Here is a 13,905-nt window from a genome sequence, read left to right as displayed (position 1 = left end):
CGTTTCAGGGTCTGTCCGTCCCGGACGCCGCGGAGCCTCTCACTCAGTCCCAGAACGATTGGGTCCGCGCGTACTGGCGCTCTTGGGCGAGGATATCCCGGTAGAAGTCGTCTTCGTCCTCGCGGAGCTTGGCGATGATACGGGCCGCGTTCTGCGGGCCGACCCCGCGAGCAGCGAGTGCGATCACGGCCTGTTTGCCGTGGCTCTGGACGAGGTTCGCGGCCTTGTAGGCGCGCCGGGTCATCTTCTCCTGCTCGTCGTCCTTCTCGGGCGCGCGGACCGCCTTGACCACTTCGTCGGCCCACGGGTTGAGCGCCGCGATCCTAGTCGATCCGCACTCGGGACAACTGGGCTGGTCGCGTACGCGCCGGACCGGCTTGGTGCGCTCGTACTCCTCGCAGTGGAGACAGAACAGGATGACCTCGTCGTCCCGGATGCGCTCCCTGACGGTCTGGATGACGCTCGCGTCGGCGTTCTCCGGCGCGAGGAGTTCCCGGCCCGACGAGATGCCGCCGGTGCCGATGGGGGTGTGTCCACCGGTCGTGACGATCTCGATCTCGCCCGACTGGATGCGGGCGAGGATTTCGCTGGCCTGCTCGACCGCGAGGTCGTCGTGAAACACCTCCCGAACCGCCTCGTCGTACATCGGGGTGTCCTCCAGCGCGGCCAGCAGGCGGTCGATTCGGGGGCCGCCCGCACCGCCCTCCCAGCGCCGGAGCGCGCCGAACTTCGCGGCGACCTGCGAGAGCTTGAACTTCAGCGAGTCGGAGTGCTTGAGGCTCAACTCGATGATTGCCGCGACGTGATCGGGGTCGGTGCCGGAGAGTACGTCCGCGACCTCGCGGCCCGAGACCTTCGGCGGCACGTCGAGTTCGATGCGGTACGGGTCGACTTCGAGGCCGACCGACGAGCCGGTGCGCTGGCCGACCAGCGAGGAGAGCACCCGGCCCAGCGTCTCGTTGACCTTGTGGCCGAAACACGAATTGACGACGATTGTCCGAGCGGCGTGCTCGACCACGATCCGGTCGGCGGTGGGGACGGGGTCGCCCGCCTCTGCGTGCTTGTCGAGCTGGTCGAGCGCCTCGCTGGCGGTGTACTCGTCGGTCGGATAGCGGTCGGTGAACTCCCGCGCGACGCCCTCTCGGGGCGCGCCGCGTTCGAACTGGGGGCCGGCGACCGCCCGCATCTCGCCGACCTCCTGTGCCACGTCGTAGGGCACCGGGATCTCCTCGCCGACCCACGAGGGAATCTCGCCGCCGGGGTCCTCGATGGGCGACACCTTCACCGCCTCCTCGTCGTCGTCGACCTCCGTGATGCGCCACATCTCGCCGCGCTGGACGAACACCTCGCCCGGCTCGGCGAAGTTGACGACGAACCGCTCGTCGAGGGTGCCGACCTGCGAGCCGCTCGCGATGTCCTCGACCGCGTACTTCTGCTCGTCGGGGATCATCGAGAGGTTGGCGTAGAAGTACTGCCACGTCTTCGAGGACTTCTCGAGCCTATCGTCGCCCTCGTCGAGCCAGACCAGCCGGTTGCTCTTGAGTTCGCGACAGACCTCGCGGAACTCCTCCTCGCCGAGGTCCCGGAACGGGTAGGCGCGCGTGACGATGCGGTAGGCCCGCATCGCCGACAGGTCGCCGAAGTCCATCACGAGCCCGACGATCTGGTTCGCCACGGTGTCGAGGCTGCCGTCGTGGATCTCGGCGTCCTCCACGTCGCCGTCCTTGGCCCGGCGAGCGATGGCGAGCGCTTCGAGCGTGCCGTCGGGGTGCTTGGTGATGATGGTGCCGTGGGAGGTCTGCTCGGAGCGGTGGCCCGCGCGCCCGACGCGCTGGAGCAGGCGCGCGACCTCTCGAGGGCTCGAATACTGGACCACGTGGTCGATGCGGCCCACGTCGATGCCAAGTTCCATCGAGGAGGTACAGAGGAGGGCGTCGAGCTTCCCGGTCTTGAACCGGTCCTCCACGTCGATGCGGGCCTCCTTCGACAGCGAGCCGTGGTGGACGCCGATATTGGCGTCGAGTTCCTTGAATCGCGAGCCGAGGGCTTCGGCAGTCTGGCGCGTGTTGACGAAGATCAGGGTCGAGTCGTGGTTCTCGACGATCTCCCGGATCGCGCGGACGTGGCTGGCGACCGACTCGTCGGTCATCAGTTCGCCCGCGAGTCGGCCGTCCTCCTCCGTAATCTCGGGTTCGCGGACCGCGAACTCGACCTTGCTCCCCACGTCGACCTCGACGATGGCGGGCGCGCCGCGTTCCGAATCCGATTCGGCGTCGCCCTCCGAACCCGGTTCCCCAGCGCGCCCCGAACCCGGCGCTCCGTCGCGTCCCGGCGCGCCGACGAGGAACTGCCCGACTTCCTCGGGGTCGCCCACGGTCGCCGACAGGCCGATGCGCTGGAAGTCGCCCGCGAGTTCCGCCAGTCGCTCCAGACCGACGGTCAACTGCGCGCCGCGCTTGGCGCTGGCGAGTTCGTGGACCTCGTCGACGACCACGTGATGCACGTCTTCGAGCGCTTTCCGGAGCTTCGACCCGGTGAGCATCGCTTGCAGCGTCTCGGGCGTCGTCACCAGCACGTCCGGCGGGTTGTTGGCCTGCTTCTGTCGCTGGTAGTCTGTGGTGTCGCCGTGGCGCACGTCGACCCGGAGGTCGAGTTCCTCGCCCCACCACTCCAGCCGCTGGCGCATGTCGCGGTTGAGCGCCCGCAGCGGCGTGATGTAGAGCGCCGAGAAGCCGAACCGCGGGCCGTCCTCGGCGTGGGCCTGCGCGATGGCGTCCAGCACGGGGAGCATCGCGGTCTCGGTCTTGCCGGTGCCGGTGGGCGCGACGACCAGCGCGTTCTCGCCGCGGGCCAGCGGCGGGATGGCGCGGCGCTGTGGCTCCGTGGGAGTCGAGAACCCCCGTTCGGAGAGCGCCGCCCGCACCTGCTCGCCCAGTTTGGCGAAAGCCGCAGAACCCGCGGCCGCTCCGTCGCTCATCGATGATTTATAGCGGTTCGAGCGGATTAAGTGCGTTGCTTGGCCGTAACCGCCGTAGAAGCCACTTCGGAGAGAATGACAGCCGATGCGTCTCGACCGAATACCGGCTCGGACCAGCAAGGGCCTAATCCGTCGAGAGCGGTCTTCCGTCGGGGTCGGCTCGGCTACTCGCCGTCGGTTCGAGGCGTCTCGTTCAGGTCGCTCACGTCGGCCGTACACCAGTGGCAGAATTCGATGTCCGGATCGAGTTCGTTCCCGCAGTTCGGACAGTGCGTGAGGTCCCCGTCCGAATCGCGATTCAGGCGTGCGACCGCATTCTGGGCGTGGGCGAGGACGTACGCGTCGACGGTGCTGAGGACGGCGACGGCCAGAACCGGCGCGAGCGCGACGGGGTCCACCGCGGCCCCCGTTGCGATTTCTTCGAGCGCTGCCGGTTCGACGAACAGCGACGCGGCGCCGAATAGGACGACGAGCCATCCGAAGGCACGCCGCCACCGCCGGAGATAGAGGTGGCCGAGCCCCGTCGCTACCACTCCGAGCAGTGCTGCGAGCCACGGTCGTTTCTGCGAGGTCGACTGGCCCATGCTTTGACTAAACGGTCAGTCAGTCATAAGTCTTCTCGACTCCGGCGACGGCTCGATCGGGCGTCTCACCGCGCCTCGCTGGTTCCGAGGGTCGTCGACACCCCATTCACTGGAACGAGTGGTCGGCTCATCGAACCCTGCTGGCGGGTCGCCGACTGCGTCTGAACGCTGCCGACGAGACGGGGACAACCGATTTGCCTTCGACCGTCCAACCGTCTCACATGGAGACCGAAGTTCACTTTCGAGAGACCCAACAGTTCCGCCAGCGGTGGCTGTGGGCCCTGCTCGGACTGCAAGCCATCGTCGCAATCGTTCGCCTCGCGCGCGGGACGCGCTCGACCCGCGAGACGGCCGCCGACCTCGTGCTGACCGTCTCGGCCGCTCTCCTGTTCAGGGTCGCCACGCTCTCCACCGAGGTCCGCGACGATGGAATTTACGTCAAGTTCGCGCCGTTGCACCGGAAGTATCGTCGGATCCCGTTCTCGGACCTCGCGGAGGTGCAGTCGACGGGGTACAGCCCGCTGCGCTACGGCGGGTGGGGCATCCGCTGGAGCCCGAGCGGGATGGCCTACACCGTGAGCGGAAAGACCGGCATCCGCTTCGAGCGAACCGGTGGCAAGTCGGTGTTCGTGGGCTCGGACCGGCCCGAGGAGTTCGTCGCGGCCGTGCAGGACGCGTCGTCTCAGACCGTCTGATACCGCCCCAGCCGCGTCCCGTCCAGCAGATACGCTTCGCCGTCGCCCAACCCCTCGGGGAGGAACGGCGCGAGGAACTCCTGGCCCTCGACGTTGACCCACGTCTTTCCAACGAGGTCGTTGAACGCCGGGAAGACGACCAGTTCCGCGCCCGCCCGGACGGATTCGTCGCGCTCGGCGAACGGCTCGCCGGCCAGCGAGCCCCGGAGCCAGACGCGCTCGACGCGACTCCCGCCGACCTCGTCCTCCAGTCGGACCGCAGGATGCTCGTGGCCGACGCAGACCACCTCGCTGTCGAGCACTTCGGGCGCAGGCCACGTGTGCCCGTGTGCGAACCCCACCTCGCCGAGGCGGACGCCCGCACCGTCGGTCACGTCGAGGTCGGCCCACGACTCGATGGCCCCGTCGTGGTTGCCCTTGACGAGCGTGGCCGGGACGCCCCGTTCGTCGAAGAGCTCCAGCAGGACCTCGATCTCGCCGCGCTCGGCCCCGCCGGGGTCGCCGATGGCCTGCATCAGGTCGCCCAGAAAGACCACGCGGTCGGCGTCGGTCGATTCGACTAGCGAGAGCAGGCGCTCGCGGCGGTGTTCGGCGCGACTGTCGAGAGAAACCCCATCGGCCCGGAGCGCCTGCTCGATTCCGGCGTGATAGTCCGCGACGACCAGCGCGCGGTCGACCGCGCGCTGGTCGTCGCGCGAGAGGGACGCGATCGCGGCCGGCTCGCCCGGGACCGGCTCCACGAGACTCATCAGATGGGCTTGAGCGTGTCCTCGCCGGATTCGTAGCAGCGCCCGGCCATCAGCGCGGATTCGAGCGCGTCGTCGACGTCGGCGGGCGTCACGTCGTAGTCCTGCACGAGCGCGGCCAACAGTTTCTCGCGCTCGACGCCGTCGCCCTCGTCGAGTTCCTGCATCCGGTCCATCACCGCGTCTTCGAGGTCGTCGGGCGTCTCGGCGTCACCGCTGGAATCTGCTTGGGCGTGCTCGCTCGATTCTTCTTCCTCGGCCGACTCGCTCTCGCGCTCGGCGACCTCGTCTTCGCCGATGGACGTACCGGGCGCTTCCGCGGCGGCTGTCTCGCCGCCCGCGGGTGCCTCCTCGGCGTCGTTCACGGCGGCCTCGGTGCCGCCCTGCGCGGCGTCGACGTCCTGCAACTGGTCGGTGTCGACCGCTTCGCTGGTCGGCTCGGCGTGCTGGTCGGTGTCGCCCGGTTCGCCCTCGGGTTCGGCACCGACCTCGGGGTCCGGCGCGTCGAGGTCGCTCTCCTCGGGACTGTCGACTTCGGAGCCCGACGAGAACTCCAGTCCGTGTTCCTCCTCGATCTGCTCGCGCTCCTCGTCGTCGAACTCGTACATCTCGTCGCCCGCGCCGGCCGTGTCGAGGTCCGGTCCCTCGTCGTCACCGTCGGCTTCCGACGCAAACTCCTCCTCGTCGGTAGTGTCCTGCTCGGATTCGACTTCGGGCGGTTCCTCGGTGCCGATTTCGTCCTGCAGCTCCGCGGCGTCGTCGGCGTCCTCGGCCGCTGGAGCTTCTTCGTCCGTTGCGGGTTCCGATTCGGCTTCGGATCCCGCGACGGCTTCCTCCGCGGACGCGTCAGACTCGGCCTCGGATTCAGATTCGGATGCGGACTCGTCCACGGTGGTAGTCGGGGCCTCGCCGAGGTCGTCGCTCGTGGTCGATTCGGGCTCGGCGTCTGCCTCCACTTCGTCCGCCGACCCAACTCCGGTAGTCGACTCGGCCTCGGCGGTCGACTCGTCACCAGCAGTCGACTCGTCGTCGGCAGTTACCTCGTCGTCGGCAGTCGGGTCGGCCTCGGTCGTCGATTCACCGGGTTCAGCTTCGGTCTCCAGTCGACCGATGTCGCCTTCCTCGTCCCCCGACAGCGAGTAGTCGAGCGACGCGTCGACTGCGTCGCCGCCCTCGTCGGGCGCGAGGTCGAGCGGTCCCACCTCGTCGGCGCCGATCTCGCCGGCGACGACTCTGGCGGCGTCGAGCGCGAGGCCTCGAACGCCGGCGAGGTAGCCCTTCGTCGTGCCGTAGTGGTCCAGCGCGAGCGGGACGCCCGCTGCGAGTCCCGCGTCCACGCCGGCGGATTCGAGGGCCTGCCGGAGGTCGTCGCCGCGCCGGCCCGCGTCGAGCGCGTCGGCGACCGTCGAGACGCGGTCGAGAGTCTGCTCGGCGGTCTGGACCACCCAGCGGTCGCGCGTCCCGGCGTCGACCTCGTTGATCGACTCCGGACGGATGGAGGTGAACACGCGGTCCGAATCGTCGGGCTGGAACGTTCTGGCCTTGCCCGTCACCGCGACGAACATCGGCGGGTCGGCCGCTTCGAGGAACGCCATCTCGTCGGGCTGGTACTGCCCGGCGTAGAGGACGAACGCGCCGGTCGGGTCGACGACCCGCCCGCGGAGCACCTCGTCGCTGACCTGCTCGACCTCCGTGAGCACGCCGACCACGAACAGGCGGTTGACCCGCGCGCCGGTCGGGGTGACCACGTAGTTGGGCGCGCGCTCCTCGTCGCTCTCCGAGTAGTCGAAGTCCGCGTCGTCGTACTCGGCGGCGAACACGCGCCACGCGACCTCGCGGCGGCCCGCGCCGCCCTGTCCGGAGTCGCTGTCGGATTCGCTCTCGTTTCCGCTCATTCTGCCACCTCCGCGAGCAGCGACTTCGCGCGGTCGGCCGGCGAGTCCTCCGAGCGCTCGAACTCCGTGACCTCCAGGTTCGCGCCGTAGTCGTCGACCGAGAGGTTGCCCCGGACGCGGAACTCGTGGCCGACGATCTCCTCGCGGATGGCGTCGGCGACGACCTCCTTGTCCATCGCGTCGCGGGCCTGGGTCTTGGCGTCCTCCACGTCGCCGCCGTACACCTCGGCGGTGCGCTCGTCGTCGAGGACCGCCGTGACCGTCCCGGTTCCGTCGTCGACGATGGCCTTCACGCGCAGGTCGTCCTGCCCGTCGACGGCGCCGTGGCTCCGACACTGGCCGTTCTGGGTGACGCGGCCGCACTCGGGACAGCGCTCGATGAGGCCCGAGCCGTCCCGGACCGCGACGATGCTCCCGACGACTTCCACGTCGTACGCGCCGCCGGTGCCGACCGCGTCGCGGACGGTCATCCGGGTCGCGGTGTCGCTGGCCTCGACCTCGCGGCCGAGCGGTTCGACGGTCGTGAACTCCGAGAGGTTGACCGAGGGAACGCCCCGAAACTCCCGGACGTACACGTCCTCGATCCGGAGGTTCGCGCCCTCCATCAGTTCGGCGCGGGCCTCCCAGTCGGTGAACGGGAGCCGCGCGGATTCGTCTGCGAGCACGCCGCTCTTGATCTCGGTCTCGCCGTCGCGGCCGTCGATGGTCTTCTGCTCGACCTCGACGACCTCGACTTCGAGGGCCTGGCCCCTGTCGCCGGGTTCGAGGTCCGAGAGAGTCGCGTCACCGCCGACCTCGTAGGGCACGTCGAGGGCCTCCGCTTCGAACGCGACGTTGGTGCTCTCGCCGAGGTTGAGCTCGGGTTCGCCCTCCCACTCGCGGACGCCCGCGTTGCCCGCGGTGATGGTGTCGCCGGGCGAGAGCTCGAAGTCCTCCCACGCGGTGTAGGAGAGCTTGCCGGTCTCGTCGGCGAGTTCGCCTTCGTGGATGACCTGCTCGTTCCCCTGATAGCGGATCGAGCGCTTGCCGACCGTCAGTATCCGCGCAGTGACCGTGACGTTGCCATCGTCGGTCGACACGTCGCCGATATCGACCTTCGAGGGACCGCTCGAACCGCCGCCACCGCCGCCGCTGCCGTACTTGCGCCGGAGGCTCTGTTTCGCTTCCTCGACCGGGACGCTGTACTCCACCAGATTCTCGAGGTCCGCCTTGACCTCCTCCTTGTCTACGCCGAGGTCGGAGGCGAGATCCTCGGCATGATCGTCCAAACTCATCACCGGACCTTTGCCCGGACGGATTAAAAGTGTTCGTTGTGAGGGGCGAACTCGGTCGCCCGCGGCCGGTTCGGGACTCGACTCGGAAGACGGGATGCGCACTCGACTCGGAAGACGGGATGTCCACTCGACCTCGAAAATACGGGCTGCTTACTCGAATTGGACCGTCTACCGGCCGCTCACTCGAACCTGACCGGCCACCGGAACGACACCGACACCGAGGCGTTGCGGTATTCGACGACTGCCCACGTGAGCAGAGACACGGCGAGGAGGACGGCGACCGCTGCGTCGGCGTAGCTCATCCAGAGCGGCAGCACGAACGCGAGGCTGTTGGTCACCTTCCGGGGCGTGTAGCCCGCGACGGTGGCGGTGTCGTTCAGTTCCTCGGAGTCGTTCGGACCGCGCGACCGGAGGTCGGCCGACTCGGCGCTCCGCCCGCCCGCGCTCTCGTCGCCGGTGCCGAGGCGCTCTACGTCGTACGGCGCGTAGGTGTTCGCGCGCCAGACCACGTCGCCCGACTCGTTCACCTCGACCACGCGGTGGGCGTTGGTGTCGGCGATCAGGGTGTTGCCGTTCGGCAATCGGTCGGCGTCGCGGGGCCACTTCATCTCGTCGTCGGACCAGACCCACGACTGCTTCCACTCGCCACCGTCGCCGTCACTCCCGTTCACGCGCTGGTACTCCACGATGCGGTCGTTGAGCGAGTCGGCGACGATGGCCGAGGGCCCGCCGTGCGACTCGGGGACGTAGTCGGGGTTGTGCTGCTCGTAGAGCACGCCGTACTCGTCCTCCGCGCCGAGCGTCCAGTCGGACTGGAGGCCCGTCTCGGGGTCGACGAACACGACTTGATCCTGATTGCGGAGGCTGAACATGTACCGGCCGTCCGGCAGTCGCTCTACGTCGTTGAGGTGCGCCCAGTCGGCGGGGTACGTCCCGCCGCCCGACAGCGGGAAGTCGGTCTTGGCCGTCCACTCCCACTCGGTCAGCCCGGTCGTCGTGTTCACGACGTACACCTCGTCGCGGAAGATGTCGCCGACGAGCAGTCGCGAGTCGTCGAGCCGGTCGACGTCGTGCCAGTTCGCGCCCCGATCCTGCGGAATGACCTGCGAGTATATCGGGGTGACCTCGCCGGTAGTGAGGTTCACGCGTTCGACCGCCGAGATGGTACACGGTCCATCGCAGTCGTCGCCAGCGTAGTTGCGCTCGGCGACGTACTCGACGGTTCGCGACTCGCCCTCGACCGGGTCCACGTCGAAGTAACCGTGGAACGAGTCGTCGTAGTACAGCACCTCGCCGCTCGGTGCGAACGCGACCAGCGCGGCCGATTCGCCGTTCTGACCGTGACCGGCGATTACGGTGACGTTCTCGCGCGGCTCGGCGACAGAGGTGCGCTCGTCGTCGGGCAGGTCCGCTTGCTGCTGGTAGGTCGACACCGCCCCGCCGGCAGACGTGGTGGCGTAGCTGTACCCCAGAATTCCCGCACAGAGTACGACCATGAGCGCGAACGCGATTCGATACCGACGCACGCCTCGACCTACGCACTCGAAGACATAAATCGACCGAAAACTGTTTTCCCGGCGACCGGATAGTCGGGGTATGAAACTGGTCGTCAACGCCGCGACGAGCGTCGACGGGAAGCTGTCGTCGCGCCGCCGCGAGCAGGTGACCATCAGCGGCCCGGACGACTTCGACCGCGTCGACGCCCTCCGGGCCGACAGCGACGCCGTGATGGTCGGCGTCGGCACGGTGCTGGCCGACGACCCGCACCTCACGCTCGACGACCCCGGCCGCCAACGGTCCCGGCGCGACCGCGGCGAGTCGGCCCACCCGGCGCGCGTGGTCGCGGACTCGCGGGCGCGGACCCCGACCGACGCCAGAGTTCTCGACGACGCCGCGAGGACCTACGTTCTCGTCTCCGAAGCCGCGTCCGCCGACAGCGTGGAGAAATTAGAGGCCGCAGGTGCGCGAGTCGTCACCGCGGGCGAACAACGAGAGGGCTTCGCAGGCGAACAGCGAGTGGACCTCGCCGCTGGACTGGCCGCGCTCGAACGGGAGAGTGTCGAGCAGGTGATGGTCGAGGGCGGCGGCGAACTCATCTTCTCGCTGTTCGAGGCGGGGCTCGTCGACGAACTCCGGCTGTTCGTCGGCTCGATGCTGATCGGCGGCCGCGACGCCCCGACGCCGGCCGACGGCGAGGGGTTCGTCGAGGAGTTCCCCGAGCTCGACCTGCGGAGCGTCGAACGCGTCGACGACGGCGTGGTGCTCGAGTACGTGGTCGAGTAAGTTCCGCGACTTCGAATCGAAATCAGTCCTCTTCGTCTTCGATCCGGTCGATTGAGAGCGTGTGGCCGGTCCGCTGTCCGTGTTCGACCAGCACGTCGGCGGGCTGGACGCCGTCGTCCGGGTCCACGACGCGCTCGAACGAGCAGTCATTGCACCGGACACAGATGCGCGTGCCGTCCGCTCCCATCGTTCCCAACGTTCGCACTCCTCCCGTGAGTGGTTGGTCCCTGCTATAACCAGCGATTTAAATACTGTGCGGAGCGTCCGAGTTCGTGGAAACTCCGGTCTCACGTGCGCGTTCCGAAAATAAGCACGACGCCGACTGGTGAGCCGGGCAAAAGGACTCACCCGTTTCCGGATGTCGTGGTCTCCACGGCGACGCCCTCCGTCGTCGTTTCGTCCGGCGGCGCCGTCGTCGTTTCGTCCGGCGTCTCACCATCTGTTGTCGTCGTCCCCCCTTCTTCCGCTTCGGTCGTCGTTTCCCCGTCCTCTGCTTCAGTCGTCGTCTCCCCGTCCTCTGCTTCGGTCGTCGTTCCCTCACTCCCACCGCTACCAAGTCCGGACTGAAGCAGGTTGATGTCGGTGTTGAAGAACGTGGCGTCGCCGGGATTGAACTGGTAGGTCGTGTCGGTGTCCAGCGTTTCTTCCCGGACGAACACGAGCAGGTACTCACCGAGTGCGTCGTCGGACTGGTACTGAGCGATGTACCCGTTGAACTCCGTCGGATCGCTCACGATCTCGTCACCGTTGTCGCCGACGCTCTGGCCCAGGATGCGGTCGACTGTCTGTTGTTGGAGTCGGTTGATCACCCCGAACGAGAGGCCCGGGTTGTAGTCGTACGCGAACACCAGCACCTGATTCGGGACGTCTCCATCGTCCTGCAGAATCGCGAGGGGTCGTCCACTCCCGGAGACGGCGACCGCACCACCGGCGGCCCCCAAACCGAGGGCACCCGCCGCGAGAGCGTTCCTTCTCCTCCTTTTACCGTTGTGTCCCGTCATGGTTCGTTCATCCATCCGTCTAGTTTCCGCCGTCGCCACCGCTGTCGTCGCTACCGCCATTCCCGCTATCGTCATCGCTACTGCCGTCACCACCACCGCTACCGAGTCCGGACTGAAGCAGGTTGATGTCGGTGTTGAAGAACGTGGCGTCGCCGGGATTGAACTGATAGGTCGTGTCGGTGGCCAACGTTTCCTCTCGCACGAACACGAGCAGGTACTCACCGAGTGCGTCGTCGGACTGGTACTGAGCGATGTACCCGTTGTACTCCGTCGGATCGCTGACGACCTCGTCACCGTTGTCGCCGATACTCTGGCCCAGGATGCGGTTGACTGTCTGTTGTTGGAGTCGGTTGATCACCCCGAACGAGAGGCCCGGGTTGTAGTCGTACGCGAACACCAGCACCTGATTCGGGACGTTTCCGTCGTCTTGGACAGTGTTCGCAGTGGTCGATCCGGTACTCGCGACGCCGAGAGCGACCGCGCTCGACGCAAGTGCGCCCTTCTTCATGAACGACCGACGTGACTGCCCGATACGGTCTGCTATCTGACTTTCGTTCATAGCTCTCCTCCACCCCCGAGGGGCTTTCGTACGTACGATATACTGTTCTATAAAGCAGTACGACCGTTCAAGATAGGGAACATCCGTAGTACCTCGTTGCACGTCGGTACGGCAGAATACCGAATTCATGGTATACGTTAACAAGTTACAATGCTGCGTTCAGTCGGACGGTCACGCGTCGCCGATGGCGTTCCTGTCCATCGGGGAACAGCGATAGAGTTCAGGATGCACGTCACGCGAGTAGTGAGAGACCGCCGGTTTCCAGCGACGGTTGACGGAGGATATCGGCTCTTGTCGAGCGTTAGTGGGCCGATGATTCCTGAACTATCTGGTGGCTATAACTCCCCGTTGAGAGTGACTTCGAGGTACGAAGGTGCCCGTCGAGGTCGCCGTCGAAACGGGCTACCTCGGAGGGTAATACTACCATGAGAAACCACGGAGAACGTCGAGTGACCGTAGTCCTCTGTGTCGCCGCCTTTCTGGCGGTGGGAGCCGGAGCGGTCGTCGGACAAGCCCCCGGAACGGGAACGGCCACCGCGGTCCAAGAGACGACGACGGTGGCCGGGGACGAAGCAACGATCTCGATACGGAACCTGTCGGTACCGGATCGGATCCAAGCGGGTGAGAACTTCAGCGTCTCGGCCGAGGTGGTGAACGACGGAGACAGCAGCGTCGTCCAGCGAGTGAGTTACCGCATCGCCGGGAACGTCATCGACTCCAGACTCGTCCAGCTTTCCGCCGGTAACGCGACGACGGTCGCGTTCGACGTCGCGGGAACTGCAACGTCCGGATTCTCGATGGGAACGTTCACGCAGGGCTTCTACGCTGGGGGCGCGGAAGTGACCGCCGACGTGACGCTGACTGGTGCCGAAACGACATCCGGAGAGGCCACGGCTCAAGAGACCACGCCCGAGGAGACGCTGCCGGGGGAAACGACAACCGGAGAAACGACGCCTGAAGGGCCGGACGCGACGACTTCCGTGGAGACCGACGAGGCGAGCGTCATCTTCGAGAACCAGACCGGGGACGGGACATCGGTCGTCGTTGACGCCGTAACCGCGCCCGATGGCGGTTTCGCCGTGGTTCACGACGCGAGTCTCGTCCGGGGTGACGTGGTCGAAAGCATGCTCGGAACGTCCGGCTTCCTCGAGGCGGGAACGCATCGGAACGTCACCGTCGAACTCGACGACGCGTTAAACGAGTCCGGTCGACTCTACGTTCTCGTGTACCGCGACTCGAACGAGAACCGGCAGTTCGACTTCCTGTCCTCGAATCGAACTGCGGACGGGCCGTACAGACAGCCCAACGGCCAGTTAGCAGTCAACGACGCGGCCAACGTTACGGTGGAGAGCGGTGACGACCAGGGGAGCAGAGAGGATCGGGAGAACGGGGAAAGGCGGTGAGACGCTGACTACGACAACCGCTGCCCCCGGCCATCAGTCGGCGCAGTTTTGCGTTCGGGTTGGGAATTCCGGTTCCGCGTTCGGTCGAGTCGGGGCTCCGCTTCGGCCTCAGTGGGAGTGGCCGGTCATCTCCTCGAACGACTGGCCGAACCGCTCCTCGAACAGTTCCAGCGCCTTCTGTTCGAGGGCCTGAACCTCCTCCCCGGTGTCGCCGGGCGAGTGGTGGACGAGCGCGTGGGCTTGCTGGGTCAGCGACAGCGTGGCGAGGTCGCCCAGCACTTCGGTGTCGGTCTCCTCTTCGTCCTCGCGGAGCAGGTCGACGACCCCGGCGGGCACGGTGAGTTCTTCGGTGTTGCCGTCGGGCGATTCGATGGTGTACGTAACCGTCTCGACGTCTGCGTCTGCCATACCGTCCCTTCCGCGGCCGAACGTAAAGAAGTGCGGATGTGGGCCGAAGCGCGGATCTGGGTCGGTCACGCGGTACGGGG

The 13,905-nt window shown here is 67.1% G+C and carries 13 protein-coding genes; 3 read left to right on the top strand and 10 right to left on the bottom strand.

What is annotated here, in order from left to right; translation table 11 throughout:
* Positions 1 to 43: 43 nt before the first annotated feature.
* Together DPQ64_RS03150 and DPQ64_RS03145 are read right to left on the bottom strand one after the other, a co-directional pair.
* A complete protein-coding gene (locus tag DPQ64_RS03150; RefSeq protein ID WP_115862907.1) occupies positions 44 to 2,977 on the bottom strand; it encodes a DEAD/DEAH box helicase in 2,934 nt (977 codons plus the stop codon).
* A 164-nt stretch (positions 2,978 to 3,141) separates the two neighbouring features.
* Positions 3,142 to 3,561, bottom strand: a complete 420-nt coding sequence (locus DPQ64_RS03145) for a zinc ribbon domain-containing protein (protein WP_115862906.1) — start codon at positions 3,559 to 3,561, stop codon at positions 3,142 to 3,144.
* Positions 3,562 to 3,782: 221 nt separating this feature from the next.
* Between DPQ64_RS03145 and DPQ64_RS03140 the strand changes: the two genes are divergently transcribed.
* Positions 3,783 to 4,256 carry a DUF6141 family protein gene (locus DPQ64_RS03140; RefSeq protein WP_115862905.1) on the top strand — a complete coding sequence of 158 codons (474 nt, stop codon included), beginning with the start codon at positions 3,783 to 3,785 and terminating at the stop codon, positions 4,254 to 4,256.
* On the opposite strand, the gene DPQ64_RS03135 is transcribed toward DPQ64_RS03140, so the two are convergent.
* The 4 genes from DPQ64_RS03135 to DPQ64_RS03120 form a co-directional block, all read right to left on the bottom strand.
* Entirely contained in the window at positions 4,244 to 5,005 is a 762-nt protein-coding gene (locus DPQ64_RS03135; RefSeq protein WP_115862904.1) for a metallophosphoesterase, read from the bottom strand. The genes DPQ64_RS03140 and DPQ64_RS03135 overlap by 13 nt on opposite strands.
* Complete coding sequence (locus DPQ64_RS03130; RefSeq protein ID WP_115862903.1) at positions 5,005 to 6,897, bottom strand: hypothetical protein; 1,893 nt, start codon at positions 6,895 to 6,897, stop codon at positions 5,005 to 5,007. The genes DPQ64_RS03135 and DPQ64_RS03130 overlap by 1 nt, the downstream gene beginning before the upstream one ends.
* Complete coding sequence (locus DPQ64_RS03125; RefSeq protein WP_115862902.1) at positions 6,894 to 8,171, bottom strand: Single-stranded DNA binding protein; 1,278 nt, start codon at positions 8,169 to 8,171, stop codon at positions 6,894 to 6,896. The genes DPQ64_RS03130 and DPQ64_RS03125 overlap by 4 nt, the downstream gene beginning before the upstream one ends.
* Positions 8,172 to 8,350: 179 nt before the next feature.
* Complete coding sequence (locus DPQ64_RS03120; RefSeq protein ID WP_198661988.1) at positions 8,351 to 9,697, bottom strand: aryl-sulfate sulfotransferase; 1,347 nt, start codon at positions 9,695 to 9,697, stop codon at positions 8,351 to 8,353.
* Between the two features lie 70 nt (positions 9,698 to 9,767).
* Here DPQ64_RS03120 and DPQ64_RS03115 point away from each other — a divergent pair, with 70 nt between their 5' ends.
* Positions 9,768 to 10,454, top strand: coding sequence for a 2,5-diamino-6-(ribosylamino)-4(3H)-pyrimidinone 5'-phosphate reductase (locus tag DPQ64_RS03115; RefSeq protein WP_115862901.1), 687 nt, complete (start codon positions 9,768 to 9,770; stop codon positions 10,452 to 10,454).
* A 22-nt stretch (positions 10,455 to 10,476) separates the two neighbouring features.
* Here the strand turns inward: DPQ64_RS03115 and DPQ64_RS03110 are convergent, their stop codons facing one another.
* From DPQ64_RS03110 to DPQ64_RS03100, 3 genes are all read right to left on the bottom strand, one after another.
* On the bottom strand, positions 10,477 to 10,641 hold the full coding sequence (locus DPQ64_RS03110; RefSeq protein ID WP_157971567.1) for a hypothetical protein: 165 nt from the start codon (positions 10,639 to 10,641) through the stop codon (positions 10,477 to 10,479).
* Positions 10,642 to 10,798: 157 nt separating this feature from the next.
* Positions 10,799 to 11,455, bottom strand: a complete 657-nt coding sequence (locus DPQ64_RS03105) for a hypothetical protein (protein ID WP_157971566.1) — start codon at positions 11,453 to 11,455, stop codon at positions 10,799 to 10,801.
* 19 nt (positions 11,456 to 11,474) lie between these two features.
* Positions 11,475 to 12,014 carry a twin-arginine translocation signal domain-containing protein gene (locus DPQ64_RS03100; RefSeq protein ID WP_157971565.1) on the bottom strand — a complete coding sequence of 180 codons (540 nt, stop codon included), beginning with the start codon at positions 12,012 to 12,014 and terminating at the stop codon, positions 11,475 to 11,477.
* 449 nt (positions 12,015 to 12,463) lie between these two features.
* Here DPQ64_RS03100 and DPQ64_RS03095 point away from each other — a divergent pair, with 449 nt between their 5' ends.
* Positions 12,464 to 13,417: a DUF7282 domain-containing protein gene (locus DPQ64_RS03095; RefSeq protein ID WP_157971564.1), complete on the top strand. Its 954-nt coding sequence runs from the start codon at positions 12,464 to 12,466 to the stop codon at positions 13,415 to 13,417.
* Positions 13,418 to 13,525: 108 nt separating this feature from the next.
* On the opposite strand, the gene DPQ64_RS03090 is transcribed toward DPQ64_RS03095, so the two are convergent.
* Positions 13,526 to 13,825: a DUF7545 family protein gene (locus tag DPQ64_RS03090; protein WP_115862896.1), complete on the bottom strand. Its 300-nt coding sequence runs from the start codon at positions 13,823 to 13,825 to the stop codon at positions 13,526 to 13,528.
* Positions 13,826 to 13,905 lie beyond the last annotated feature (80 nt).

It is taken from the genome of Halorussus litoreus (assembly GCF_003382685.1).
Classification (GTDB): domain Archaea; phylum Halobacteriota; class Halobacteria; order Halobacteriales; family Haladaptataceae; genus Halorussus; species Halorussus litoreus.
This window is presented reverse-complemented; position numbering and strand designations above follow the sequence as displayed.

Coding starts and splice junctions, on each gene's coding strand:
- DPQ64_RS03125 (WP_115862902.1), bottom strand. CDS start 8,171: ATGAGTTTGGACGATCATGCCGAGGATCTCGCCTCCGACCTCGGCGTA.
- DPQ64_RS03130 (WP_115862903.1), bottom strand. CDS start 6,897: ATGAGCGGAAACGAGAGCGAATCCGACAGCGACTCCGGACAGGGCGGC.
- DPQ64_RS03100 (WP_157971565.1), bottom strand. CDS start 12,014: ATGAACGAAAGTCAGATAGCAGACCGTATCGGGCAGTCACGTCGGTCG.
- DPQ64_RS03140 (WP_115862905.1), top strand. CDS start 3,783: ATGGAGACCGAAGTTCACTTTCGAGAGACCCAACAGTTCCGCCAGCGG.
- DPQ64_RS03105 (WP_157971566.1), bottom strand. CDS start 11,455: ATGACGGGACACAACGGTAAAAGGAGGAGAAGGAACGCTCTCGCGGCG.
- DPQ64_RS03090 (WP_115862896.1), bottom strand. CDS start 13,825: ATGGCAGACGCAGACGTCGAGACGGTTACGTACACCATCGAATCGCCC.
- DPQ64_RS03115 (WP_115862901.1), top strand. CDS start 9,768: ATGAAACTGGTCGTCAACGCCGCGACGAGCGTCGACGGGAAGCTGTCG.
- DPQ64_RS03145 (WP_115862906.1), bottom strand. CDS start 3,561: ATGGGCCAGTCGACCTCGCAGAAACGACCGTGGCTCGCAGCACTGCTC.
- DPQ64_RS03110 (WP_157971567.1), bottom strand. CDS start 10,641: ATGGGAGCGGACGGCACGCGCATCTGTGTCCGGTGCAATGACTGCTCG.
- DPQ64_RS03150 (WP_115862907.1), bottom strand. CDS start 2,977: ATGAGCGACGGAGCGGCCGCGGGTTCTGCGGCTTTCGCCAAACTGGGC.
- DPQ64_RS03135 (WP_115862904.1), bottom strand. CDS start 5,005: ATGAGTCTCGTGGAGCCGGTCCCGGGCGAGCCGGCCGCGATCGCGTCC.